The organism is Leifsonia sp. NCR5, assembly GCF_002105485.1.
In the GTDB taxonomy this organism is placed as follows: domain Bacteria; phylum Actinomycetota; class Actinomycetes; order Actinomycetales; family Microbacteriaceae; genus Leifsonia.
On sequence record NZ_NCSR01000019.1, the window covers coordinates 37311 to 60277 of the forward strand.

Genomic DNA, 22967 nt, shown 5'->3' on the forward strand with positions numbered 1-22967 from the left:
TTCGCCGCGCCCGGTGCGGTTGACTGGTCGAATGCACGACCATGCCCTCTTCCTGAACGGTACCGTCGGCGTCGGCAAGACCGCCACAGCGGACGCCATCAGCCGCATCCTGATCCAGCGCGGCATCCCGCACGCGATCATCGACCTGGATGCACTCCGCGCCGCCTGGCCGGCGCCGGAGGGCGATCCGTTCAACAACGCCCTGGAACTGGCCAACCTGCGCGCCGTCGCCGCGAACCACCGCGCGGCCGGCGCGCGCATCCTGGTGCTGGCCGGGGTGATCGAGGACCCGGACGCCGTTCCCCTCTACCGCGACGCGGTCGGCGGCCTCCCGTTCACGGTCGTGCGGCTCACCGTCGGCCCGGCGGTCGGCGAGGCCAGGCTGCGCGCCAGGCACGGCGACGACCACGACGCCCTCGCCTGGCACCTGCACCGCCACGGCGAGCTGGACGCGGTGCTCGATGCTGCGCGCATCCCGGGGCCCGTGGTCGACACGACGGGCAGATCGCCCAGCGAGGTGGCGGAGGCCGTGCTCGCGGCCTCCGCCACCTGATCGGTGGAGGCGGCGACTACTTCCCGCTCTTCACCGACCACTCCCAGAAGTTCCAGAACGGCCCGGTCTGGTTGCCCATGTACTTCACGCCGTCGACGCGCGCGCTGACGCCGAAGATGCCGGGCAGCTGGAAGAGCGGCAGGCCGTAGCCGTCGGCGAACGTGGCCTTGTCGATCTGCTGCTCGAGCGTGATGAGCTCGTCCTTGTCGACGGTGGTCTGCGTCTTGACCGCCACGTCGTTCATCGCGTTGTAGCGGTTGTTGTTTCCCCCGCCGCCGGTCGCGAAGAGCTGCGGGATCATCGTGGTTCCCGCCCCGGGGCTGATCCAGCCGAACAGGGATGCGTCGTAGTTGCCACCGGGGAGGAGCTTGCTCCAGTCGGGCGAACCAGCGTCGACGACCTTGAAGCCCGCCTTGGCGGCCGAGGCCGAGATGGCCTGGAACTCGTCGACGCGGTTCGGGTTGTTCGTGTTGTAGAGGATCCGGACGGTCGGGGTGGCACCGGCGAGGAGCGCCTTGGCGCCGTCGATGTCGACCTTGTCGAACTTGTCAGAACCGTTCTGCTTCACACTGGCGGCGTACTCGTCCTGGCTGGGAAGCCAGATCTGCGAGTTCAGCACCTCGGCCTTGGGGTTCACCGGGGTGACGATGGAGTCGAGGATCTGCTGACGCGGGACGGTCTTCAGGAACGCCTCACGCACCTTCGGGTCCTGGAAGACGGGAGCCCCGAAGTTGAGATCGAGGTGGTCGTACGAGACCTGATCGCCCGCCAGCACCGTCGCACTGGTCGCCTTGAGGGCGGTCAGCGTGTCCGCGGAGGCCTGCGGGTTGATGATGTCGACCTCACCGTTCTGCAGCGCGGTCACCTGCGCGTTCGAGTCCGGGATGATGCGGAAGACGACCTTGTCGACCTTCGGCTTCAGGCCGCCGGCGTAGTACTTGTTCTTGACCATCGTGATCGACTGCCCGGGCGTCCAGCCGGATACCACGAACGGGCCGGAGGCGACCAGGAGGTCCTTGTCGGTCGGGAACGCGGTGATGTCGTAGCCGGTGTTGGCGAAGTCCGCGGCCTTCTTGAGCGTCGCATCCGGGGCGGTCGGTGCGGCCTTGTCGCCCTTGGGCAGGCCCTTCAGCAGTTTGGTCAGGTCGGCGGGGGACGAGAGACCAGCCTTCTTGGCGAGCACATGCGCGGGGAGCGCGATCGGGTTGAACAGCTCCCAGTCCACGAACGGCTTGGCGTAGGTCAGGGTGATCGTCCTGTTGTCATCGCTGACGGCGGGGTACGCCGTCTGGTCGATGCCCGCCGTGCCGGCGGCCGGGGTGAAGTACTGGGTGCCGGAGGTGACCTCGCCGGTGGCCTGGTCGAACGTGGCCGAGTCGTAGTATCCGGACTGCATCGCCCAGCCGAGGATCATGTCGTCGGCCGTGACCGGCTCACCGTCCGACCATTTGTCCGCCTTGTTCAGCGTGTACTTGACCGTCAGCGGGTCGTCCGAGGTCTTCTCGAAGGTTCCGAACTTGTCGTCGTGGACGATCTTGTAGTTGTCGTCGATGTACTGGAACCCCGAGCCGTACGCGCCGTTGAGGTAGCCGACCTGACCGTTGGTGTCCACGTTGCCCTGCGGCGTCGACGGGTTCAGCGAGGTCAGATCGTTGACCACGGCGACCGTGACGGTGCCTCCCGTCGCGGCGGTCGAACCCGACGTGCTGCCGGATGTGGTGCAGGCGGACAGCGCAAGGGCTGCGACGCCGGCGACGGCGACAGCGGTGATCGCGTGCCGTGCCCTGCTCTTTCTGATGTGCATTGTTTCTCCTGTGTTTGTGCTGCGGATCGTGAGTCTGGGAGCGCTTCGGTCAGGGTTCCATCGGGTCCTCCCCGAGCGCGGCGTACGCACTGAGAGGCACGGGCTTGACCGGCACGTGCGCGGCGAACCGTCCGACCTCATCCACCCGGCGGTGGCGTCTGGCCGCGACGATGCCGGCGACGGCGGTCTCGCAGTAGCGGCCTTGGCACGGGCCCATGCCGCTGCGGCACTCGAGTTTGACGGCACTCGCCGTGCCGAAATGGGGGTTGCTGTCGAGGACGTCTTCGATCGTACGTCGGCTGACGACCTCGCACCGGCACACGGTGGTCGCCGGAGTCGCCAGGGCGAGGAGCGCCGCGCGGTTCGGCTCGAACATGCGCTCGACCACGCGGGAGAAGCGACGGGCCGCGCGGACGCCGCGACGCGCATCCAGGAGGGCGCGCTCGCTCGCCGTGGCACCGGTGCGCCCGTCGGCCGACGCCAGGTCGGCGGCGATGCCGAGTCCAGCGAGCCGTCCTTCCGCGCGGGATTGCTCGGCCCCGGCGACGCCGGTCGGCTCGCCCGCCACGTACACGCCGGGAATCGAGGTCGCCATCGTCTCATCGTGTTCGACGACCCAGCCGCCCTTCGGAGAGTCCCAGCGCAGCGTGCAGTCGAGTTGCCTGGCGAGCTCGGTCGACGGCTGGAATCCGTAGCCGACCACCAGCGCGTCCGTCTGCACGGTGCGCGGTGTCCCGCGCTTCCGCCAGGCCCGGTCGACCGGAGCGAGGGTCGCCGCCGTGAGCGCGCCATCCCCTTCTGCCGCCGTCACGATCGTGCGCGTGGAGATGCGCACCCCGGCGGCGACGAGTCTGGCGACGGACGCCGCCGTCTCCGCGAACAGCCCGACGTGTCCCGGGACGGCGGGCACAGCACGGACGGCCTCGCCGAGCCCCGGCAGCCCGCGGGCGAATGCGACCTCGGCGATGTCGGCCCCGGCTGACCGCAGCTGCTCGGCGACGACGAGCAGCAGTGGGTGCGATCCCGCCAGCACGAACCGCTTCGCCACGAGCAGCCGCTGGCTCTTCAGGAATCCCTGCACGGCGCCCGCCATCATCACACCGGGCAGCGTCCATCCCGGGAAGGCGACGGGCAGGTCGTACGCTCCGGTCGCGATCAGCAGGCGGCGGGCTCTGATGCGCCTCGAACCGTCCGGCGCTGCCAGCGCGATGCTGAACGCCGCAGCGCCGTCCACCCGTTCGGGGAACACCCCGAAGGCCGTCGTCCCCGCCAGCCACTGGATGCGCTGGTGCGTCTCCGCAGCGGCGAGCAGACCGCCTGCCCACCGGTATCCGGCCGGGGACGGGGCACCCGTCGCCCCGAACTCCACGGGAGGACGCCGGAAGATCTGGCCGCCCGGGCGCTGCTGCTCGTCGATGACGACGACGCCGATCCCCTGGTCGGCGGCTGCCAGCGCGGCGGCGACGCCTGCCGGTCCTGCCCCGATCACAGCGAGGTCGTACATGTCAGTCTCCTTGTCCGGTTCGGATGCTCATGCCGTCCGCCACCGGCGTCAGGCAGGCGCGGGTCATCGGCCGCCCGTCGATCTCGACAGAGCAGTCGAAGCAGGTGCCCATGTTGCACAGCGGCTGCCGCGGCTCCCCTCCGCGCGTGGTGAACACCGTGACCCCTGCCGCGAGCAGGGCGCCGGCCACGGTCTCGCCGGCGAAGCAGGCCACCGGTGCGCCGTCGACGTCCAGCGTCACCGGTTCCTCGCGCTCACGCGGGAGCCTCCTGGTCTCAGACATGGGCCATCCCTCCGAAGCGCAGCGGCTGGTACGGCGCCATCTCGATCGCGGTGCTGCGCCCCTGCGCCAGATCGGTCAGGATGCGCGCGAAGCTCGGGCCGAGCGTGAAAGCGGAGCCGCCCGTTGCGACGAAGACGCCCGGCCGCCCCGGCACCGCGCCCGCGAGGGGGAGCTGGTCCGGGGTCACGGTGGTGGTCCCGACCCAGGTGCGCAGCACGGGCAGCGGAGCGAGCCGCGGCACCACGCGCAGCGCGGCGAGCGCATTCCCGGCGACGGACTCCTGCAGCAGGTGCGGTCGCGCAGACAGGTCCGGCAGCCCGTCGGCTCCGGTGGCGAGCGTGGCGGGCCAGCCCCCTCCGATCAGCACGGTCCCGTCCGGCGACTGCTTGAGCGACAGCCGGGTTCCCGCGTGCTGTACGAGATGCGGGATGAACGACGGGGTCTTGGCGGTCACCGACATGGTCAGCGCCAGCGGGATGGTCGACAGGCGCACGTCGAGCATCGCCCCCAGCTGCGACGTCCACACGCCGCCGGCGAGCATCACGGTCTGGGCGACGAAGGTGCGCTGCACGGCGCGCCCGTCCGCATCCACCGACGACGTCTCGACACGCCAGCGGGAGCCGTCGCGGCGGATCGCGGTCACCTCCGTTCCGGTCAGGATGCTCGCGCCGAGACGCTCTGCACCGCGCGCGAGCGCCGGCCCGGCCCTGCGGGTGTCCGCCTTGCCCTCGATCGGGCAGAACGCCGCCGCCACGACGGAGTCGGAGAGGTACGGCGCGATCGCGTGCACCTCATCCCGGTCGAGGAGCGACACGTCGAGGCCCCATGACCGCTCCAGCTCGGCCTTGCGTTCGAGGACGGCGGCCTGCTCGGCGTTCTCGGCGAGCATCAGGCCGCCGTTCTGCACCACACCGACGGATTCGCCGAGCTCGTCGGCGAGACGCGCCCAGTGGGCCGCGGCGTCCAGGTGCAGTGGCATGGCCTCTGCCGCCTGCCGCGCCGCCTCCAGACCGTGCTCCACCATCCGGTATTCGAGCTGGAAGTGCAGGCTGCCCGCGTTCTGGCCGGAGGCGTGCTGGTTCAGCTGGTCGCGCTCGATCAGCACGACCTCAGCGCCGTCACCGGCGAGCATCCAGGCCAGCGCCGATCCGAGCAGCCCGCCGCCGACGACGACGGAGTCGACGATGGTGCTCACGACAGCGGAACGGTTTCGACGCCGAGACCCTCCAGCGTCGAACGCACGATCTGCACCTCGTCCTCGGTGAGTTCGAGCAGGGGGCGGCGGACGTATCCGGCCGGGACGCCCCGCAGCCGGAGCGCGGTCTTCATGATGGCCTGGGCGTTGCCGAACTGCGCCCCGTAGTCCTGGGTGAACCAGCGCTGCATCACGACGCGGTCCTTGGCGCCGAGCGCCAGCGCACGGTCGCGGTCCCCCGCGGCGAGCGCCCGCCAGAAGTCGGGGTGGTCGGCGCCGAGCGGAGCGCCGGAGCCCATCAGCCCGTCGCCGCGGCCCAGACCGACGAGGTCGGCGCCGAGCTCGCTGGTCGGGATGCCGAAGTACCGCACCGTGTTGCCGAGCGCGTACAGACCGCTCAGGAACCCGGCCGTGTCGCCCGTGGAGTTCTTGATGGCGACGACGTTCTCGATCTCCGCGAGTTCGGAGAGCAGGTCGGTGTCGAGGTCGACGATGCAGCCGCGCGGCCAGTTGTAGATGCAGATCGGGATGTCCGTCGCATCCGAGACCTCCTGGTAGAAGGCGACGACCTCGCGCCTGGTCGGCACGATGTACGGCGGCGGGGTGAGCAGGATGCCGTCGAGCCCGGCGCGCTCAGCCGCCTTGGCGTGCCGGATGGCCTCCGCCGCCGTGAACGCGTTGCAGCCGCCGAGCACCCACATGCTCGATCCGGCGATGGATGCGCCCTGCCGGAACAGCTCGGCGCGCTCCTGCTCGCTCAGGCTGAACCACTCGCCCGTCGTCCCCGCGAGCACGACACCGTGCATCCTCTCGGCGGCGAGCCAGCCCAGCTGCTGCTCGAACGCCGGGAAGTCGAGCTCGCCGTCGCGGGTGAACGGCGTCGTGATGGCCGGGATATAGCCGTGCCACTCCACGCTGTCTCTGTTCATCGGTGGTCCTCCTCTGCCGGCACCGCTGCCGGTTCGATGTCTGTGGCGTGGTGGTGCACGATCCGCCAGCCGGATTCGTCGCGGCGTACAACGTCGGTGACCCTCACCAGCTCGCTGACCGGCGCGCCGGTGGATGCGCGCACCTCCAGCAGGTAGCGGAGCACGCCGGTGTCTCCCCACCGGTCGGCGACGATGCCGACGGGCTCGACGAGCGGGAGCGGCGTCGTGCGCTGCTCGAGGGCGATCGCCGGTCCGCGGAGTTCGTCCAGCTCGGCGATCCCCCGGAGCAGCCGCGGGTCCGCGCTCTCCCAGACCGTCACCTCAGGATGCAGCCGTGCATCGAACGCGGCGCGGTCGCCGAGGTGCGCGTAGAGGTCTTCCACGAACAGGCGGAGTTCGCCTGCGTCGGTGTTGGGTTCGTGGTGCACTGTCGTGCCTTTCGTGGTCATCGGTCGCCGAGGAGGGTGGAGCGGAGCGGGCCGAGGCCCATCGGGCCGGCCCCGAGCGCATCCCGGTGGAAACGTGCGAGGTCGAAGTCGGCGCCGAGGCGCTGGCGGGACTGCTCGCGCGCATCCCGCCACAGCTTCGCGCCGACCTTGAACGCGAGCGCCTGACCCGGCCAGCCGAAGTACCTGTCGACCTCGAAACTCGCCGTATGGGCGTCGGTCATCGCGAGGTCGCGCAGGAAGGAGCCGGCGAGCTCCGGCGTCCAGGCGGTGGCGTCGGTGATGGTGGTCGCGGGGATCGCGCGTCCGGTGTGCAGGCCGAGGTCGGCGACGATGCGCACCGACCGCCAGATCTGGCCGAGCACCATGCCGAGCCGTTCGGCGGGGCTGCGGATCAGCCCCAACTCGTCGGCGAGCCCCTCGGAGTAGTGCGCCCAGCCCTCTGCGTAGCCGTGCACCTCGCAGAGGTAGCGCTGCCAGGGGTGCAGGGATGCGTTGGCCCGGTTGATCGAGTGCTCGAGGTGGTGGCCGGGGACGCCCTCGTGGTGCACACTCGTCACCTCGTGCCAGGTGGCGATGGACGTCAGGCCACGCGGGATGGTCCAGACGATCTTGCTCCTGCTGCTCCCATCCGGTGCGCCCGGCAGGTAGTAGACGACTCCGGATGCTGCTTCCGTGACCACGCACTCCACCTCGCCGATGTCGGCGGGCAGGTCGAACGCCGTGCCGTCGAGCTGAGCGATGGTCTGGTCGACGCGGGCGCGGAGCCACGCTGCGATCTCGTCCTGACCGGATAGGGACTGGTCCCCAGACGCCTCGAGAGCGGCGACGGCGCGACGGACGACGTCCGGATCCACAGGCGTCCCGGTGAGTTCGGACGCGATGCGCCTGGACTCGGCGACGAGGCGTTCCAGTTCGCTCCAGCCGTATGCGTAGATGTCGTCGAGGTCGAGGTCGCTGCCGAGGAACGCACGCGCTGTGGCCTGGTAGACCTCCTCGCCGACGGCGTCCTGGGTCGGAGCGTCTGGCGCGAGGTCCGACCGCAGGAACCGCTCGAACGCGGCGAAGGCGGCGGTCGCGTCCGCGGAGAGCGACGCGAGTCTCGTCGCGCGCGCGGCGTCCAGTCCGTGGCTGCGCAGCGAACCGAAGTAGTCCATCCCGTCCGGATCGATCCACGACGCGATCTGGTCCGCGACGACGATCACCTGGGTGCGGCCCGCGACGCCGCCGCCGCTGAAACGGCCGAGCTCGCCCTGGTCGCGCGACCATTCGAGGCGGCGGCGCAGGTCGCCGAGGGTTGCCGGGACGGCGGCGAGGCGGGCGAGCACGGCGTCACCTGCGGCGTCCGGAGTCACCACCGTGTCATCGAACGCCTCGCGGATGAAGTGCACCGGGGTGGCGAGCGGCGCGAGCAGGCGGGGCGTGAATCCCGTGTCGAACAGGGACACGTCGCTGTCGAGCCGTTCGAGCATCGCCGCGTGCAGGGGGCGGTCCGCCGCATCCAGTGTCGTCCGGTCGATGGCGCGGAGCTCGTCGGCGACCGCGGCGTCGAGTGCCCGCCTGGCCTCCGCCCACTCGGGCGAGAAGTCCTGCAGGCGGTCGGCGGCCGGACGGCCGAGCGCCTGGGCCGCGGCAGGCTCGTGCGGAGCCAGCGCCTCCAGGTAGCGGTCGGCGATCTCGCGCACGGCGCTCATCGGGCCGTCTCGCGATCGTCGCGGTACACGCGGCCGTCTTTCATCACCCAGTCGATGCCGCGCAGTGCGGACACATCCAGGGTCGGGTCGTCCGCCATCGCGACGAAATCCGCGCGGGCGCCGACGCGGATCGAGCCGAACGACTCGTCGCCGATCAGCTCGGCGGCAGAGGACGTGGCTGAGCGCATCACGTCGATGGGCGACATGCCGGCATCGACCATGAACTCCATCTCGCGCACGGTCGCCGTCGTACCGTCGAAGTTCGCGGCGGGCGGCATGTCCGTGCCCATCGCGATCTTCACCCCGCTGGCGATGGCGTTCTGCAGGCTCTCCCAGTGCCGGGGCCCCGCGCCGAGCGCGCGCTCCTTCATCCAGGCCGGCACACCCTGCTCGTCGAAGAATTCGGCGCACCGGCTGACCGTGATCGTCGGCACGTACCAGACACCGTGCTCGGCCATCAGGTCCGTCGTCTCACTGGTGAGCTCGTACCCGTGCTCGACACAGTCCAGTCCGAGCCGGATGGCGCGGTCGAGCGTCGACGACGGTCCAACGTGCGCCGTCACCTTCCTGCCCCAGTCGTGCGCCACCTGGATGACGGCCTCCATCTCGTCGTCGAACAGCTGCGGAGTGTCGATCTGCTCGTGCTCTCCGGCGATGCCGCCGGAGACGCACACCTTGATGAGGTCGGCTCCCTCGCGGATCTGCAGCCGGGTGAGCCTGCGGAAGTCGTCGGGGCCGTCGCCCTCCAGCGCGTCGGACTCCCAGCCGTGCCCTCCCGTGCAGCACAGGGCGTGCCCTGCTGTGAAGATGCGCGGGCCGTCGACGGCCCCCGCGCGCACCCCGCGGCGCAGCGCGATGTCGAGGTAGCGGCTCTCGCCGACCAGCCGGACAGTGGTCACTCCGGCCAGCAGGGTGCGCCTGGCGGAGTCGGCCATGACGAGCAGGAGGTCGCCGTCGGAACCGCTGGAGACCAGGTCGCCCGCCGTGCCAGGCAGTGCGAGACCGAAGTGCACGTGCATGTTGATGAGGCCGGGCGAGAGCACGCGGCCTCCGAGGTCGATGCGGCGCGCATCCGCAGCAGCCGCCGCCACGACGTCGGCCTCCTGACCGAGCGCGACGATGGTCCCCTCCCGGTCGATCTCGACGGCGTGACCGGTGAGCAGGTCACCGTTCCTGCCGTCGAACATCCGCATGCCTGTCAGCACTGTTCCTGTCGATGGTCCGGCGATGGTGTCAACCGACATGGCTGTTCCTTTCCCGACCGGCGGCCGGGGCGGTGCCCGCGGTCTTCCGGCGTATGGTCTTCGGTCCGATCACCGGGATGGCGGAGATCAGCGTCTTCGTGTATTCGTGCGCCGGTTCGTTCCACACCCGCTCCGACGGCCCGCGTTCAACGATCTCACCCGCGAACATGACGGCGGTCTCGTCGGCGATGGCGCGCACGAGCGAGAGGTCGTGGGAGATGAAGAGCATGCCCATCCCGAGCTCGCGCACGAGGCCGGTGAGCAGGGTGACGATCTGGGCGGAGGAGAAGGCGTCGAGGGCGGTCACCGGCTCGTCGGCGATCACCAGCGACGGCTTGGCGGCGAGTGCCCGCGCGATGGCGAGACGCTGGCGCTGGCCTCCGGAGAACTGGTTGGGGTAGCGGTTGCGACTGTCCGGGTCGAGCCCCACCAACTGCAGCAGCCTGGCTGCTTCTGCTGCGCGCTCCTGACGGGGCAGCGGTGAGCGCACGCCGTCGAGCAGCTGGCTGCCGATCGAGCGGCGGGGGCTGAGCGAGGCGTACGGGTTCTGGAAGATCATCTGCAGCCCGAGTGCATCCTTCGCCCTCGCCCGCAGGCGCGACGCTTCGAGCGGCCTGCCCTCGAAGCGCACCGCTCCCTCTGTCGGCGCGGACAGGCCGACGGCCACCCGGGCGAGCGACGACTTGCCGCACCCCGATTCGCCGACGAGGCCGACGATCTGGCCGGGCGCGACCGTGAGGCTCACCCCGCGTACAGCACGGACCGGGTCTCTGCCGCGGCGGTGATGCGTCACGTGCACATCGTCGAGTTCGAGCAGGTTCATCGCTGCGTCCCTTCCGCGGCCGCCTCGGCCACGCGCTCCTGCGCGAGCGACTGCGCGCGCGAGGCGATCAGCGCCCTGGTGTACTCGTGGGTCGGCCGCAGCAGCACGTCCTCCGTGTCACCGGACTCCACGACCGTGCCGTCCTTGAAGACGTATGTGCGATCGGCGATCGTCGACAGCACGCCGAGGTCGTGCGTGATGAACAGCACAGACACCCCTGTCTCGTCGCGCAGCCGGTCGAACAGCTGCAGGATTCCCGCCTGCACGGTCACGTCGAGTGCCGTCGTGGGCTCGTCGGCGATCAGCAGCCGAGGCTCGCAGGCCAGCGCAATGGCGATCGCCGCGCGCTGCCGCATCCCTCCGGAGAACTGGTGCGGGTACGAGCGAAGCGCCTTGCGCGGTTCGGCGATCCTGACCTGGTCGAGCAGTTCGACAGCCCGCTCGACGGCCACGCTCTTGCTGACGCCCAGGTGGTGCCGCATGTGCTCGGTGATCTGCGTGCCGATCGTCAGCAGGGGGTGCAGGGCGGCAGACGGGTCCTGGAAGACCATCGCGATGCGGTTGCCCCGCACCTGGGAGAGCTCTCGTTCCGGCAGGGTCAGCAGGTTGCGACCCTCGAAGGCCACGGTGCCCGACGTGCGCGCACCCTTCGGCAGGATGCCGAGGATCGCGGACGACGTCATCGTCTTGCCGGAGCCGCTCTCCCCGGCGAGCCCGACGATCTCGCCCTCCCCGACCGTCAGCGAGGCGCCGCGAACGACGCCGACGTATCCGGATGCGGTCGGCAGCGAGACCGTGAGGTCGTCGACGGTCAGCAGTGGCGTCATCGGAGCTTCCCCGTCCTGTTGCGCGGGTCCAGATAGTCCTGGACGCTGTCGCCGAGCATGTTGAAGGCGAGCACGATCGTGAGGATCGCGAGACCGGGGAACAGGCTGATCCACCAGTTCGAGAGATTCTGCGACCCGAGGGCGATCATGGCGCCCCACTCTGCGGCGGGCGGCCGGGGGCCGAGCCCGAGGAACGACAGCGCAGCGAGCATCAGGATCGCGTTGCCCAGCTCGATGGTCGCCATGACCAGAGCGGGCCCTGCACTGTTCGGGATGACGTCCTTGACGATGGATCTGATCGTCCCCGAACCGAGGAGGTGCCCGGAGACGACATACTCCTGCTCCCGCACGCTCAGCACCGAGCTCCGGATGATGCGCGCGTAGAGCGGCCAGGAGACGATCACCAGCGCGAGCACCGCGTTCCCGGTGCTCGGCCCGAAGGCCGCGGTCACGGCCATCGCCAGGATGATCTGCGGGAAGGCGAGCACCAGGTCGGCCAGCCGCATCGCGACCGTGTCGACCGTGCGGCCGAGGTATCCGGCGAGCAGCCCGACGATGCCGCCGACGAGCAGCGAGAGGGCGACGATGACCACGGCGAGCGGCAGGGAGAGCCTGGTTCCTGTGATCACCCTGCTGAGCACATCCCGGCCGAGCTCGTCCGTGCCGAACCAGTGGGCGCCGCTCGGCGATTGAAGGTTGTCTCCCACGGTCTTGAGCGGATCGTACGGCGCGATCCAGGGGGCGAAGACGGCCAGGAGCGCCCAGACGACGATGACGGCCATCGAGACGACGGTCCACGGCCGAAGCCAGACGGACCCGAAGCGGGAGCGCAGCATCCGGTCGTCTGCCGAACGGCGCCCGGCGCGCACGAGGGTCTCTGCGGGAGGTGGGATTGCGGTCATTTCGATCCGATCCGGGGGTCGACGACGCTGTAGAGCACGTCGACGAGCAGGTTGATCAGGGTGTAGACGAGCGCGACGAACAGGGTGACGCCGAGGATCGCCTGGAGGTCGAGCGACAGGGCGCTCTTGTACGCGTACTGCCCGAGGCCCGGCCAGCTCAGGATCTGCTCCACCAGTACCGCTCCGCCGAGCAGCGACGCCATCGTCAGCCCGGACACGGTGAGCACGGGAAGAAGCCCGGCGCGGAAGACGTGCCGCCAGGTGATGACACGGCGCGGCAACCCCTTGGCGACGGCGGCGCGGATGTAGTCGGAGTCGAGCACTTCCAGCATCGACGAGCGCACGAACCGCAGCAGTCCGGAGACCGTGAGGAAGGCCAGGATGCCGACCGGGAGCACGAGGTGCCACACCGCATCCCAGAACACGTCGAACTGGCCCGCGAACAGCGCATCCACGGTGTACATGCCGGTGACCGTGGGCGGAGGGTCGAAGCTGTTGCTGAGACGGCCGCCGTTCGGCACCCACCCGAGCACGTAGAAGAAGATGTAGAGCGCGACGAGCGCCAGCCAGAACGGCGGCGTCGACAGGCCGGTCAGGGAGAGCACCCTGATGCCGTTGTCTGTGGCGCTGCCCTTGCGCATCGCGGACAGGATGCCGAGGCCGACCGCGATCACGATCGCGATGATCATGGCGGGGATGGCGATCTCGATCGTCGCGGGGATGTACTGGCCGAGATCCTGGATGACGGGGCGGTGCGTCTGCTGGGACGTGCCGAGGTCGCCGTGCAGGATGTTCCACAGGTAGCGGCCGTACTGCACGATCAGCGGCTGATCGAGGCCCCACTTCTGACGGAACGCCTCCCGGATCGCAGGGTCGTCGTACGCCTGCTGCGAGAGGTTCGCCGCCGCGGGGTCGCCGGGCACCACGCTCACCAGGAGGAACGTGACGACGGTGACACCCCAGAGCAGCACGATCGTCGTGAGCACACGCTTCGCGATCGTCTTCACGAGAGGGGGCATGTCAGTCTTTCGGGATTCCCGCGCGGGGCGGACGCCGCGCGGAGGCAGGGGAAGGGGAGGGATACGGTGCCGGTGGACCGCACAGGAGGCCCACCGGCACCGCGTTCGGGGGAACCGGCTACTTGCTGCTCACGGCGGCGAGGTCGACGGTCCAGCCTGCGGGCGAGTACACGGCGCCCTTCAGGTTTCCGGCGGCGACGACGATGCCGGAGTTGTTGGCCAGCGGGATGTACGGAGAGGTCGCGTTCATGACCTTCTGCCAGTCCTGCATGGCGGTGTTGCGTGCATCCTGGGTCGTGGCCGCCAGCACGGCCTCACCGGCGGCGACGGCCTTCTGGTCTGCGCGCTCGACGGTCCAGCCGGTGCGCAGCGACGTGCTCGCGCCGGGAGCCATGTTGTTCACCAGCGACGCGGCCACCGGGTAGTTCAGGCTGTTCGGCGAGAATCCGATCTCGTTCTTGCCCGCGGACTGCGAATCGAGGAAGACGTTGATCGGCTGCGGCGTCAGCTCGATGTCGATGCCCGCCTCCTTCGCGTCGGACTGCACCTTGGTGACCACGGTGCCGAGGTCGACGCCACGGTAGGTGATGGCCGGGTAGATCAGCTTCGCCTTCGGGTTGCTGAGACCGGCGGCCGCCAGCAGCGACTTGGCCTTGGCGAGGTCGCGCTTCGGCGCATCCGACTGCGGGAGGGCGCCGGCGAATGCCGGAGGAACGAGACCGGCTGCCGCTGTCGCGTCCTTGCCGAACAGCTTGGCGATGCCCGCGTTGTCGATGGCTGCGCGGAGCGCAGAGACGAACGCCGGGTTCGACGTGACCGCCGAGACCGCCGGGTCCTGGTTGAGGCTCAGGAAGTACGAGGTGTCCGGGACGCCGGAGACCTGAACGCTCGACGGCAGGCCCTCGGAGAGCGCACCGGACAGGTCGAGTGCGATCTCGTCGCCCGCCGACTTCGTGATGGTGAGCTTCTGGTTCTGCACATCCACGTTCTGCAGCACGACCCTGCCGTACGCGGGCGCTTTGCCCCAGTATTTGGCGTTGGCCTTCAGCACGACCTTGGAGCTGGGGTCGAAGCTGCCGATCGTGTACGGACCAGACCCGATCGAGTGCGTGTCCAGGTAGGTGCCGATGGTGTCCGTGGTCGCTGCGTCTGCCGCGTCCGTCGCGCCGTGCTTCTTCGCCTCGGCCGAGTTCAGGATGCCCGTGCTCGGCATGGCCAGGATGGTCGGCACATCCGGGTTGGCGATGTCGGAGGTCACCACGACCGTCTTGGGGTCCGGGGAGCTGAAGGCGAGACCGGCGACGGTCTGCGAAGCGCTGCCCTTGAGGTTCTGCAGGCGGGTGAGGCTGAAGACGACGTCGTCTGCAGTCAGCTTGGTTCCGTCGGAGAAGGTCACGTCGTCGCGCAAGTGGAAAGTGAAGGTCTTCGCATCGGAGGACGCGTCGAACGAGGAGGCGAGGTCGGGCTTGACGTCGGAGACGTCGGAGCCCTCGAACGTGACGAGCGTGTCGTAGATGCTGTGAACGGCGGTCGCTCCCGTCTGCTCGTAGACCATCCCGGGGTCGAGGGTCTTCAGGACGAACGAGGTGTCGACCGTGAGAGTCTTCGATCCCGCACTGGATGCGGAGGAGTTCGTCCCAGCACAGGCGGTGAGGGTCAAGGGGATCGCGGCGAGACCCGCGACGACGGCGAGCAATCGTTGAGGCTTGTTCATCATTCTCGGTCCAAACTTCCTTGTGATTGGAGAACGTCCGGAGCGATAGAGTTCCTGGACGGCTCGGCTGATGGTGCAGCGGGCGATTTTCAGGAAGCCTAATTCAATTGGGTTAAAATTCGTTAATCTGTATCGAACTTGTTACAACGGAGGGTGCACACGACGTGCTCGGAGACAGACTCAAAGCGCTGCGGCTCGAACGCGGAATGACGCTGAAACAGCTGTCGGAAGTATCCGGGCTCTCGGTCGGAATGCTCAGCCAGATCGAGAACGGCACCGCCGATCCGAGCCTCGGCTCGCTGCGCAAACTCGCGGGCGTCTTCGAGGCGGCGATCTCGTCGCTGTTCACCGACCCGGACGCGCCGCTCGTACACGTCAGTTCCCCCAACCACCGGCCGACGCTCGGCACCACGGGCAGCGAGTTCTTCTACGAGCGCCTCACCCCCGGTCGCGGCGACCTCGAGATGCTCACGGCCACCATCCCGCCCGGCCGCGCCAGCTCGGCGCGCGAATGGGCCCATCCGTCCACCGAGTGCGCTTTCGTCATCTCCGGCGAACTCCGGGTCGAGATCGGCGAGGCGGAGTACACGCTGACGGCCGGCGAGTCGATCACCTTCGACTCCCGCCAGGCCCACCGCTACGTGAACGCCTCCGACGCGGACACCTCCATCGTCATCGCGGTCACGCCGCCCACACCCTAGGCACGAGCCACGCACGAGATGCCAGTAACTGTCGCGCATCCCGGGCGTTTCGCGACAGTTACTGGTATCTCGGTTACTCTGCGGTAGCGTCGAGCGGTGCACACCCCAGAGGCAGACATCGCGAGCGACGCCGAGCTGGTCGCCCGGCTCGTGGATACGCAGCATCCCGACCTCGCCGGACCGCTCACGCTGGTGTCCGACGGCTGGGACAACCTGATCTACCGGCTGGGCAGCGAGTACGCGGTGCGCATCCCGCGCCGGGAGGTCGCCGCGCACCTGATCGAGCACGAGCAGCAGGTGCTGCCGGCGTTCGCCGCGCGCGTCGACGTGCCCATCCCCGCTCCGGTGCGGGTCGGTACGCCGTCTGAGCTGTTCCCGTTCGCGTGGAGCATCGTGCGGTGGGTGGACGGGGTCGACGGGGCGGACGTGACGGCGGAGGAACGCGCATCCATCGCCCTGCCCCTCGCCGCGTTCGTCGCGGCGCTGCACGAGCCGGCGACGGGCGACATCCCGGCCAACCCGGTGCGCGGCGTGCCGCTGGCGACCAGGGATGCGGCGGTGCAGGAGCGCCTGCGGCACCTGTCGGAGCGGAGAGAGGTCGCCGGTCTCGCCGAGGCGTGGCGGGATGCGCTCGACGCCCCCGTCTGGGACGGGCCGCCGATCTGGCTGCACGGAGACCTGCACCCCGGCAACCTGCTGCTGACGCCGGACCGCTCCGGGCTCGCGGCCGTTGTCGACTTCGGCGACGTCACCGCCGGCGACCCGGCGACCGACCTCGCGACGGCGTGGCTCACGTTCGATCCGGATGCGCGGGCCGTGTTCCGCGACGAGCTCACCGGCCGCTCCCCCTCCGCCCTGCCGGCGCTGGCCGCCGACGCCACCTGGCGGCGCGCCCGCGGCTGGGCGGTCGTCATGGGCTCCGCCCTCGCTGCCAACTCCGACGACAACCCCCGTATGGCCTCCATCGCCACCCACGCCCTCGCCCAGTTCCCCTGACCCCGGCCCGGCCCCCAAGCAATCGAGCCGGGACTTATGTACGCGACACGCCGGAGTCAGGCGTGCACAAGTCCCGGCTCGATTGCTTCGCGAGGCGGGAGTGGGCGGGGCGGGACAGAGGGTCAGTGGGTGCGGTCGAGGACGGCGCGGATGCGCGGGGCGGCGGCGACGCCGATGGCGCGGCCGGCCGCCGCTGCGGCGGGGCGGGTCGCGGGGTCGAGCGGGTTGACGCCGAAGGCGGCGGCCGAGGCGTCGTCGGCGTAGACGACGAGCACGGGTGCAGGGTCGAGCGACGCCAGCTCGCCGGGCGGGATCTGGCCGAGGCCAGGCGCGCCCTCGATGGTCGGCGCGACGACGAGCACCCAGTCCGAGCCTGCGGCGAGGTCGGCGTTCGCGAGCGAGCGCGTCCCGCCGTCCATGTAGCGACGGTCGCCGATGGTCACCGGCGGCCAGACGCCCGGCACAGCACAGCTGGCGGCGACCGCCTCAGCGAGCGGCATCCCGGCCTCGGCGTCGAAGACGCGGAACTCGCCGCTCTCCGCATCCACTGCCGTGATCAGCAGGCGTCGCTCCGGCCACTCACTGGACGGCAGCCGCCCCTCGATCGACACCATGCGCTCCGCCTCGGTGACCGTCTGCGCGTCGCGCGCGAGCCGTCCGATCGCGAGCAGGGTGTCCGACGGGGATGCGCCGGGTGACGCCGCCGCGGTGAACAGTTCCATCAGCGCGGTGAGGTCGACGCGGGGGTCGAACTCGGCCGTTTCGTCGGAGAGCTGCGCGGCGTAGAGCTCCTCCAGTCCGACGCCGCTGGCGAGCTGGGCCGCCACCGCGGAGCCGGCGGAGGTGCCGATGAACGTGATCCCCGGTGCGAGGAGATGTTCGGCGAGCTGCGGATCAGCGTCGGCGATCCCGGCGATGACGCCGATCTCCCACGCGATACCCGCGACACCGCCACCGGCGAAGACGATCGAACCGTTGGTCATGGGCACACGCTACTCCCCGCAGGGACGACGGTGGCCGCGGAGACGACGATGGCCGCACCGGATGCATCCGGTGCGGCCATGTTCGTGTGTTGCTGTCGCGCTACGCCTGCGCTGCCGCCTGGGCCAGGTCGGTGATGAGCTGGTCGCCGGGGATCGCGGGCACGAAGTCGGCCTCGATCTCTGCACGGCCGAGCAGTTCGGTCATGCGACGCTGACGCTGACGCGGGATGAGCGTGACGACGGTGCCCTGCTTGCCGGCGCGGCCGGTGCGGCCGGAGCGGTGCAGGTACGTCTTGTACTCGTCGGGCGCATCGGCCTGGATGACCAGGTCGATGTCGTCCACGTGGATGCCGCGGGCGGCGACGTCGGTGGCGACCAGCACGTTGACCCGGCCGCTGGTCAGCTGACCGAGGTTGCGGGTGCGGCGCGACTGGTTGAGGTCGCCGTGCAGGCTGACGGCCGGGATGCCCGCGTCGTCGAGCTGGTCGGCGAGCATCTCGGCGAACGCGCGGGTGCGGGCGAAGACCAGGGTCTTGCCGTCGCGGTCGGCGAGCTGCTCGATGATCGCGGCCTTGTCGCGGTGCTCGATCACGAGCACGCGGTGGTCGATCGTGGAGGAGGCCTGGTCTTCGCCGGCCACCTCGTGCACGGTCGGGTTCACCAGGAACTCGTCGACGAGCTGGGCGACACCCTTGTCGAGGGTGGCCGAGAACAGCAGCTTCTGGCCGCCCTCCGACGTCTCGCGCAGGATGCGCTGCACCGGCTCCAGGAACCCGAGGTCGCACATGTGGTCCGCCTCGTCCAGGACGGTGATGACGACCTCGCTGAGGTCGAGACGACCCTGCTCGATGAGGTCCTCGATGCGACCGGGGGTGCCGATCACGATGTCGACGCCGCGCTGCAGCGCACCGACCTGACGAGCCTGCGGCACGCCGCCGTAGATCTGGGTGGTGAACAGGCCGACGCTGCGGGCGATCGGCTGCACGGTGCGGTCGATCTGCAGGGCCAGCTCGCGGGTCGGGGCCAGGATGAGGGCGCGCGGCTTGCGGCCCATCTGACGCTTGCCGCCGGACTTGCCGGACTCGGCCCAGAGCGACATCAGACGCTCGACCATCGGGGCGCCGAACGCGATCGTCTTGCCGGAGCCCGTGCGGCCGCGGCCGAGCACGTCCTTGCCGGCGAGCACATCCGGAGTGGTGGCCGCCTGGATCGGGAACGGACGGTCCGCACCGAGCTCAGCGAGCGCGCGCACGATGTTGCCGCCGAGACCGAGGTCGGCGAAGGTCACGCCGTCGACGTCCTCCGCCTGGATGGCGTCGGCCTCGAGGCGCTCGAGCACGACGTCGTCGTTGGACGTGAACGCGGGCTTCTCGTCGCGCGACGGGTAGAACGAGGACGAGCTGTCCCGGCGCGGGGCGCGGTCGGCGTCGAAGTCGCGGCGCGGAGCGCGGTCGCCGTCGAACGAACGACGGGGACGGTCGTTGTCGAAGGAGCGGCGCGGACGGTCGGCGTCGGAATCGCGACGCGGAGCGCGGTCACCGTCGAAGGAACGACGGGGACGGTCGTTGTCGAAGTCACGGCGCGGGGCACGGTCGTTGTCGAAGGAACGACGCGGACGGTCGGTGTCGAAGTCACGACGCGGGCCACGGTCACCATCGAACGAGCGGCGCGGGGCGCTGTCCTTGTCGAAGTCGCGACGGGGAGCGCGGTCGCCATCGAAACGGCGCGGCGCGCGGTCCTTGTCGAAGTCGCGACGCGGCGCACGGTCGTTGTCGAACGAACGACGGGGACGGTCGTTGTCGAAGTCACGACGCGGAGCGCGGTCACCGTCGAACGAACGACGGGGACGGTCGTTGTCGAAGTCACGACGCGGCGCACGGTCGCCATCGAACGAACGACGCGGACGGTCGTTGTCGAAATCACGACGCGGCGCACGGTCGCCATCGAACGAACGACGCGGGCGGTCGTTGTCGAAGTCGCGGCGGGGAGCGCGGTCGTCACGGCCGCGCGAGCGGTCGCCGTCCGGCTGCCAGGTGCGGCGTGCGTCCTTGCCGCGGGGCTCCCAATTGGGGCGCTCCTTGCGGGCGCCGGTCGAGCCTGCGCCGTCACGACCGCCGTCACGCGCTCCGTCACGACCGCCATCGCGGCTGCCGTAGGTGGCGCGGCCACGGGCGGCGCGGTCCTCCTCGGACCAGCGGGCCTTCTTCGGGCCGCCCTCTTCCGCGCGATATCCGCGGTGGTTGGGGCTGCGGCTGCCTGCCTTGGGCGCACCCTTGCGGGCGCCGCCGGCGCTGTTGTTTCCGTGCTTCTTGAATCCGGGCATGGATGTCTTCCTGGGTTGTTCTCGTTATGCATGACGAAGCGCGCGGATCATTTCCGCGCTTCAAGGAGAACCCGGGCAGTCTTTGGCCGGGGCCGTTCACATACAGTGATCATTCGCCTGCCGAACGGCAGCGAAACCGGCCCACCTGACTTACAAACCCATCCGCACGAACGTGCGGTGTCAAGAGCCGACTTATCTACGATACAGGAACAAGCCTGAGCGTGGGCGGTGACTTTCGCCACCGCCCACATCCCGAGCCTGTCAGGTGCGGATCAGACCCGCTTGCTCGCCTTCACGGCGGCGAAGTACTCGTTCGCCGGCTTGAGGAAGATGAGCACGGTGGCGATGACGCCGACGACCACGCGGGCCGCGCCGAGACCGAAGCCGCCGAGGATGCCGAACAGCGACAGCACGGTGACGATGAGCAGCACGATGCGTGCCCAGTTCGCACCGCGACGCATGAAGAACGCGAACAGCACGTACGCGGCGATGTAGAGGATGCCGAACACGACGGCGAAGGTCACGGACACGCCGACGGTCGCGTTCAGCGTCGCGTCGGAGATCTGTTGGCCCTGGTTGGCGAGCTGCTTCTGTACGTCGTCCTTCAGCGACCCGATGGTCGCCAGCGAGACGATGAGCGCGATCAGGCTCAGCGCTGCGCCGACGATGTAGAGCCAGAACGCGATGTTCACCTGCTGCGGCGGGGCGACGGGCGCTCCGCCTCCGGCCGGTGACGAGGACGCTGGGTAGCTTGCCGGTGGAGTGCGATCACTCATGTTGTTCTCCTAGAACGTCGATCGAGCACAAAATTGCCGGGCTGCAAAGACCGGCGCCGCACACGGTAGCCCTTCCCGCGCTGGTGAGCAATAGTCGGTTACGGCGCGTCGCCATGCCCGGAACGCTCGGACCGGATGCTCCCACGGTTCAGGCCGGAGCCTCCCACAGCTCGATCGGCAGCCCCTCCGGATCGTGGATGCGGGCGAACCGCCCGTACTCCGTCTCCCATTCGTCGCGGCGCTCGACCGGGATGCCCGCCTGCGTCAGGCGCTCGGCCAGCGCATCCAGGTCTGTGACCCGGAGGTTGAGCATGAACGCCTGGTCGGCGGGGAAATAGTCGGTGTCGGCGGGGAACGGCGCGAAGACCGTCATGCCCGCCTCCTGATTCCAGACGGCGTTGCTCCCCGCGTCGATGCCGAGGTGCTCCGCATACCAGGCGGCCCTGCCGTCGGGGTCTGCGCTGCGGAAGAAGAGTCCGCCGATTCCTGTCACGGCCATGAGCTGCCTCCCCTGGTTGCCGGATGTGGTGTCATTCTGCCCTCACTCGGCCAGGTTGTCGCTGATCGCGTCGAGCGCGAGCGACTTCGCCGTGGTGGCCGCGTCACCGAGGCGCTGGGTGACCGCCGCGACGAGCCCCTCGATGAGGATGGCTTGCGGCAGACGGGACGCGAGGGTGATCTCGTCGCGGAAGGTGAGGTCGGGCATCGTCACCACGAGGCCGATGTGCGCCGCCTGCGCGATGGGGCTGCGCACGAACGCCGTCACCGCGATCACGGTGGCGCCCGCCGCCGTCGCCGCGCCGACCGTGCGGAGCGTGGAGGCGTTCGAGCCGCTTCCGCTGACGGCCAGCAGCACGTCGTCCTGCGACAGCAGCCGCGCGGTGATCTGCTGCCCGATCACGTCGAGCGGGGCCTCCGCCGCGCGGCCGATGCTGGTGAGGCGGGCGGCAGCATCCAGTGCCAGCGGTGCCGACAGGCCGTTGCCCACGGCGACGACGCGGCGGGCGGCGACCAGCGCATCCACTGCCCGCTCCACCGCGTCGGCGTCGAGGAGCGCGACCATGTCGTCGACGCGGCCCGCGATGTGCGTGAAGGTCTGCGTGACGATCCCCGCCGACCCGACCGGCGCGGCGGTCGCTGCGGCAGGCGGCCGGTAGCCCGCGTCTCTGGCGAGCAGCACGCGCAGCTGCTGGTAGCCGGTGAAGCCGAGGCTCTGGCAGGTGCGCACCACGGTGGCCCTGGATGCTCCTGCCAGCTCGGCGACCTGCTGCGAGCTGAGTTCGACGATCTCGGCCGAACGTTCGAGCAGCACGGCGGCGACGGCCTGCTCCGTCGGCAGCAGGGAGGGAAGCACGGACCGGATGGTCGCGATGACCTCGCCGGGGCGGTGGTCGTTCATCGGGGCTCCTTCGGTCCTGCCGCCGCTGCGATGCGTTCGACCTCTGCGGCGTCGAGATCGAAGATCTCGGTGCCGTCGTCTGCGCTCGGGACCGCGACGAAGACGGCGGTCGGCTCCCCGTCGATCGGCAGGTCGACCACGGCGAAGCCGGAGCCGACGGTCGCGCGCTCGGTTCCCGCGGCCGCGATCGGGTCGGACGAGTTGGCCGTGCCGGGCGCGACGACCACGGGGATGCCGGAGGCGACCGTGCTCAGCGCGTGGTGGTAGTGGCCCGCGAGCACCAGGCGCACGTCGCCGGAGGCGCACGCGTCGAGCACGTCGGCGGGGTTCTGCAGTTCGAGCGCCGCCAGCAGCGCGCTCGCGGCGGGCACGGGCGGGTGGTGCAGCACCACGACGGTGCCGTGCGCGGACGGAGAGGCGACGATGCCGCGCAGCCGGTCGAGGGCCGCCGCATCCACCGCCCCGTAGCCGGCGCCGGGCACGGAGGTGTCCACCGTGACCACGCGGAATCCGGCGACGTCGACCACCGTCTCCCGCGCGCCGAGGACACTCTCGAAGGCGTCGCGGAGGTCGTGGTTGCCCATCGCGTACACGATCACGGCGCCGTGCTCCGCCGCCCAGGGCGCGATCCGGCCGGCCAGCAGCCGGTACGACTCCGGGCTGCCGTCGTCGGACAGATCGCCGGAGACCGCCACGACGTCGACGGCGCCGAGCGTCGCCGCCCTGCCGAGGACGCGATCGAGGGCGGCGAGCGTGTCGACCATCCCGTAGTGCAGGCTGCCGTCGCCGAAGAGGTGCGTGTCTGACAGGTGCAGGATGCGCAGGCCGCGCTCAGCCGGGAAGCTCACGAAG

22 protein-coding genes are annotated in these 22967 nt (G+C 70.0%); 3 read left to right on the forward strand and 19 right to left on the reverse strand.

What is annotated here, in order from left to right:
• Positions 1-31: 31 nt before the first annotated feature.
• Positions 32-553: a hypothetical protein gene (locus B7438_RS15210; RefSeq protein ID WP_085370525.1), complete on the forward strand. Its 522-nt coding sequence runs from the start codon at positions 32-34 to the stop codon at positions 551-553.
• A gap of 16 nt (positions 554-569) precedes the next feature.
• Here the strand turns inward: B7438_RS15210 and B7438_RS15215 are convergent, their stop codons facing one another.
• From B7438_RS15215 to B7438_RS15275, 13 genes are all read right to left on the reverse strand, one after another.
• Positions 570-2357, reverse strand: a complete 1788-nt coding sequence (locus tag B7438_RS15215; protein ID WP_085370526.1) for an ABC transporter family substrate-binding protein — start codon at positions 2355-2357, stop codon at positions 570-572.
• Positions 2358-2406: 49 nt separating this feature from the next.
• Positions 2407-3861, reverse strand: a complete 1455-nt coding sequence (locus tag B7438_RS15220) for an NAD(P)/FAD-dependent oxidoreductase (RefSeq protein ID WP_085370527.1) — start codon at positions 3859-3861, stop codon at positions 2407-2409.
• Between the two features lies 1 nt (position 3862).
• On the reverse strand, positions 3863-4144 hold the full coding sequence (locus B7438_RS15225; RefSeq protein WP_085370528.1) for a (2Fe-2S)-binding protein: 282 nt from the start codon (positions 4142-4144) through the stop codon (positions 3863-3865).
• Positions 4137-5339 carry an FAD-binding oxidoreductase gene (locus B7438_RS15230; RefSeq protein WP_085370529.1) on the reverse strand — a complete coding sequence of 401 codons (1203 nt, stop codon included), beginning with the start codon at positions 5337-5339 and terminating at the stop codon, positions 4137-4139. The genes B7438_RS15225 and B7438_RS15230 overlap by 8 nt, the downstream gene beginning before the upstream one ends.
• The gene (locus B7438_RS15235) at positions 5336-6268 is read right to left on the reverse strand and encodes a dihydrodipicolinate synthase family protein (protein WP_085370530.1); all 933 of its coding nucleotides are present in this window, start codon (positions 6266-6268) and stop codon (positions 5336-5338) included. Before B7438_RS15235 ends, B7438_RS15230 begins: the two co-directional genes overlap by 4 nt.
• Positions 6265-6696, reverse strand: coding sequence for a nuclear transport factor 2 family protein (locus tag B7438_RS15240; RefSeq protein ID WP_218775172.1), 432 nt, complete (start codon positions 6694-6696; stop codon positions 6265-6267). The genes B7438_RS15235 and B7438_RS15240 overlap by 4 nt, the downstream gene beginning before the upstream one ends.
• 17 nt (positions 6697-6713) lie before the next feature.
• Positions 6714-8408, reverse strand: coding sequence for a DUF885 domain-containing protein (locus B7438_RS15245; protein WP_085370532.1), 1695 nt, complete (start codon positions 8406-8408; stop codon positions 6714-6716).
• Entirely contained in the window at positions 8405-9652 is a 1248-nt protein-coding gene (locus B7438_RS15250; protein WP_085370533.1) for an amidohydrolase family protein, read from the reverse strand. The genes B7438_RS15245 and B7438_RS15250 overlap by 4 nt, the downstream gene beginning before the upstream one ends.
• Entirely contained in the window at positions 9642-10475 is an 834-nt protein-coding gene (locus B7438_RS15255) for an ABC transporter ATP-binding protein (protein ID WP_085370534.1), read from the reverse strand. The genes B7438_RS15250 and B7438_RS15255 overlap by 11 nt, the downstream gene beginning before the upstream one ends.
• Positions 10472-11302 carry an ABC transporter ATP-binding protein gene (locus B7438_RS15260; RefSeq protein ID WP_085370535.1) on the reverse strand — a complete coding sequence of 277 codons (831 nt, stop codon included), beginning with the start codon at positions 11300-11302 and terminating at the stop codon, positions 10472-10474. Before B7438_RS15260 ends, B7438_RS15255 begins: the two co-directional genes overlap by 4 nt.
• Positions 11299-12204 (reverse strand): ABC transporter permease, encoded by a 906-nt coding sequence (locus B7438_RS15265; RefSeq protein ID WP_085370536.1) that lies wholly within the window; start codon positions 12202-12204, stop codon positions 11299-11301. The genes B7438_RS15260 and B7438_RS15265 overlap by 4 nt, the downstream gene beginning before the upstream one ends.
• Complete coding sequence (locus tag B7438_RS15270; RefSeq protein ID WP_085370537.1) at positions 12201-13223, reverse strand: ABC transporter permease; 1023 nt, start codon at positions 13221-13223, stop codon at positions 12201-12203. Before B7438_RS15270 ends, B7438_RS15265 begins: the two co-directional genes overlap by 4 nt.
• A gap of 118 nt (positions 13224-13341) precedes the next feature.
• Complete coding sequence (locus B7438_RS15275; protein ID WP_085370538.1) at positions 13342-14940, reverse strand: ABC transporter substrate-binding protein; 1599 nt, start codon at positions 14938-14940, stop codon at positions 13342-13344.
• Between the two features lie 161 nt (positions 14941-15101).
• On the opposite strand from B7438_RS15275, the gene B7438_RS15280 reads away from it, so the two are divergent.
• The gene (locus B7438_RS15280) at positions 15102-15638 is read left to right on the forward strand and encodes a cupin domain-containing protein (protein ID WP_085370539.1); all 537 of its coding nucleotides are present in this window, start codon (positions 15102-15104) and stop codon (positions 15636-15638) included.
• A gap of 96 nt (positions 15639-15734) precedes the next feature.
• Positions 15735-16634 carry an aminoglycoside phosphotransferase family protein gene (locus tag B7438_RS15285; protein WP_085370540.1) on the forward strand — a complete coding sequence of 300 codons (900 nt, stop codon included), beginning with the start codon at positions 15735-15737 and terminating at the stop codon, positions 16632-16634.
• A gap of 122 nt (positions 16635-16756) precedes the next feature.
• Here the strand turns inward: B7438_RS15285 and B7438_RS15290 are convergent, their stop codons facing one another.
• From B7438_RS15290 to B7438_RS15315, 6 genes are all read right to left on the reverse strand, one after another.
• Positions 16757-17617, reverse strand: a complete 861-nt coding sequence (locus B7438_RS15290) for a patatin-like phospholipase family protein (protein ID WP_085370541.1) — start codon at positions 17615-17617, stop codon at positions 16757-16759.
• 100 nt (positions 17618-17717) lie between these two features.
• Positions 17718-19940, reverse strand: a complete 2223-nt coding sequence (locus B7438_RS15295) for a DEAD/DEAH box helicase (protein WP_085370542.1) — start codon at positions 19938-19940, stop codon at positions 17718-17720.
• A gap of 272 nt (positions 19941-20212) precedes the next feature.
• Positions 20213-20716, reverse strand: coding sequence for a hypothetical protein (locus B7438_RS15300; RefSeq protein ID WP_085370543.1), 504 nt, complete (start codon positions 20714-20716; stop codon positions 20213-20215).
• A gap of 148 nt (positions 20717-20864) precedes the next feature.
• Positions 20865-21215: a VOC family protein gene (locus tag B7438_RS15305; protein ID WP_085370544.1), complete on the reverse strand. Its 351-nt coding sequence runs from the start codon at positions 21213-21215 to the stop codon at positions 20865-20867.
• Between the two features lie 42 nt (positions 21216-21257).
• Positions 21258-22115 (reverse strand): MurR/RpiR family transcriptional regulator, encoded by an 858-nt coding sequence (locus B7438_RS15310; protein ID WP_085370545.1) that lies wholly within the window; start codon positions 22113-22115, stop codon positions 21258-21260.
• A complete protein-coding gene (locus B7438_RS15315) occupies positions 22112-22963 on the reverse strand; it encodes a metallophosphoesterase (protein WP_179150843.1) in 852 nt (283 codons plus the stop codon). Before B7438_RS15315 ends, B7438_RS15310 begins: the two co-directional genes overlap by 4 nt.
• Positions 22964-22967: the final 4 nt, after the last annotated feature.

What these genes read in the sequence shown, in the direction of transcription:
- B7438_RS15225 (WP_085370528.1), bottom strand. Translation starts at nt 4,144, where the DNA reads ATGTCTGAGACCAGGAGGCTCCCGCGTGAGCGCGAGGAACCGGTGACG.
- B7438_RS15215 (WP_085370526.1), bottom strand. Translation starts at nt 2,357, where the DNA reads ATGCACATCAGAAAGAGCAGGGCACGGCACGCGATCACCGCTGTCGCC.
- B7438_RS15270 (WP_085370537.1), bottom strand. Translation starts at nt 13,223, where the DNA reads ATGCCCCCTCTCGTGAAGACGATCGCGAAGCGTGTGCTCACGACGATC.
- B7438_RS15295 (WP_085370542.1), bottom strand. Translation starts at nt 19,940, where the DNA reads ATGCCCGGATTCAAGAAGCACGGAAACAACAGCGCCGGCGGCGCCCGC.
- B7438_RS15210 (WP_085370525.1), top strand. Translation starts at nt 32, where the DNA reads ATGCACGACCATGCCCTCTTCCTGAACGGTACCGTCGGCGTCGGCAAG.
- B7438_RS15300 (WP_085370543.1), bottom strand. Translation starts at nt 20,716, where the DNA reads ATGAGTGATCGCACTCCACCGGCAAGCTACCCAGCGTCCTCGTCACCG.
- B7438_RS15250 (WP_085370533.1), bottom strand. Translation starts at nt 9,652, where the DNA reads ATGTCGGTTGACACCATCGCCGGACCATCGACAGGAACAGTGCTGACA.
- B7438_RS15290 (WP_085370541.1), bottom strand. Translation starts at nt 17,617, where the DNA reads ATGACCAACGGTTCGATCGTCTTCGCCGGTGGCGGTGTCGCGGGTATC.
- B7438_RS15305 (WP_085370544.1), bottom strand. Translation starts at nt 21,215, where the DNA reads ATGGCCGTGACAGGAATCGGCGGACTCTTCTTCCGCAGCGCAGACCCC.
- B7438_RS15235 (WP_085370530.1), bottom strand. Translation starts at nt 6,268, where the DNA reads ATGAACAGAGACAGCGTGGAGTGGCACGGCTATATCCCGGCCATCACG.
- B7438_RS15245 (WP_085370532.1), bottom strand. Translation starts at nt 8,408, where the DNA reads ATGAGCGCCGTGCGCGAGATCGCCGACCGCTACCTGGAGGCGCTGGCT.
- B7438_RS15265 (WP_085370536.1), bottom strand. Translation starts at nt 12,204, where the DNA reads ATGACCGCAATCCCACCTCCCGCAGAGACCCTCGTGCGCGCCGGGCGC.
- B7438_RS15310 (WP_085370545.1), bottom strand. Translation starts at nt 22,115, where the DNA reads ATGAACGACCACCGCCCCGGCGAGGTCATCGCGACCATCCGGTCCGTG.
- B7438_RS15255 (WP_085370534.1), bottom strand. Translation starts at nt 10,475, where the DNA reads ATGAACCTGCTCGAACTCGACGATGTGCACGTGACGCATCACCGCCGC.
- B7438_RS15220 (WP_085370527.1), bottom strand. Translation starts at nt 3,861, where the DNA reads ATGTACGACCTCGCTGTGATCGGGGCAGGACCGGCAGGCGTCGCCGCC.
- B7438_RS15275 (WP_085370538.1), bottom strand. Translation starts at nt 14,940, where the DNA reads ATGATGAACAAGCCTCAACGATTGCTCGCCGTCGTCGCGGGTCTCGCC.
- B7438_RS15260 (WP_085370535.1), bottom strand. Translation starts at nt 11,302, where the DNA reads ATGACGCCACTGCTGACCGTCGACGACCTCACGGTCTCGCTGCCGACC.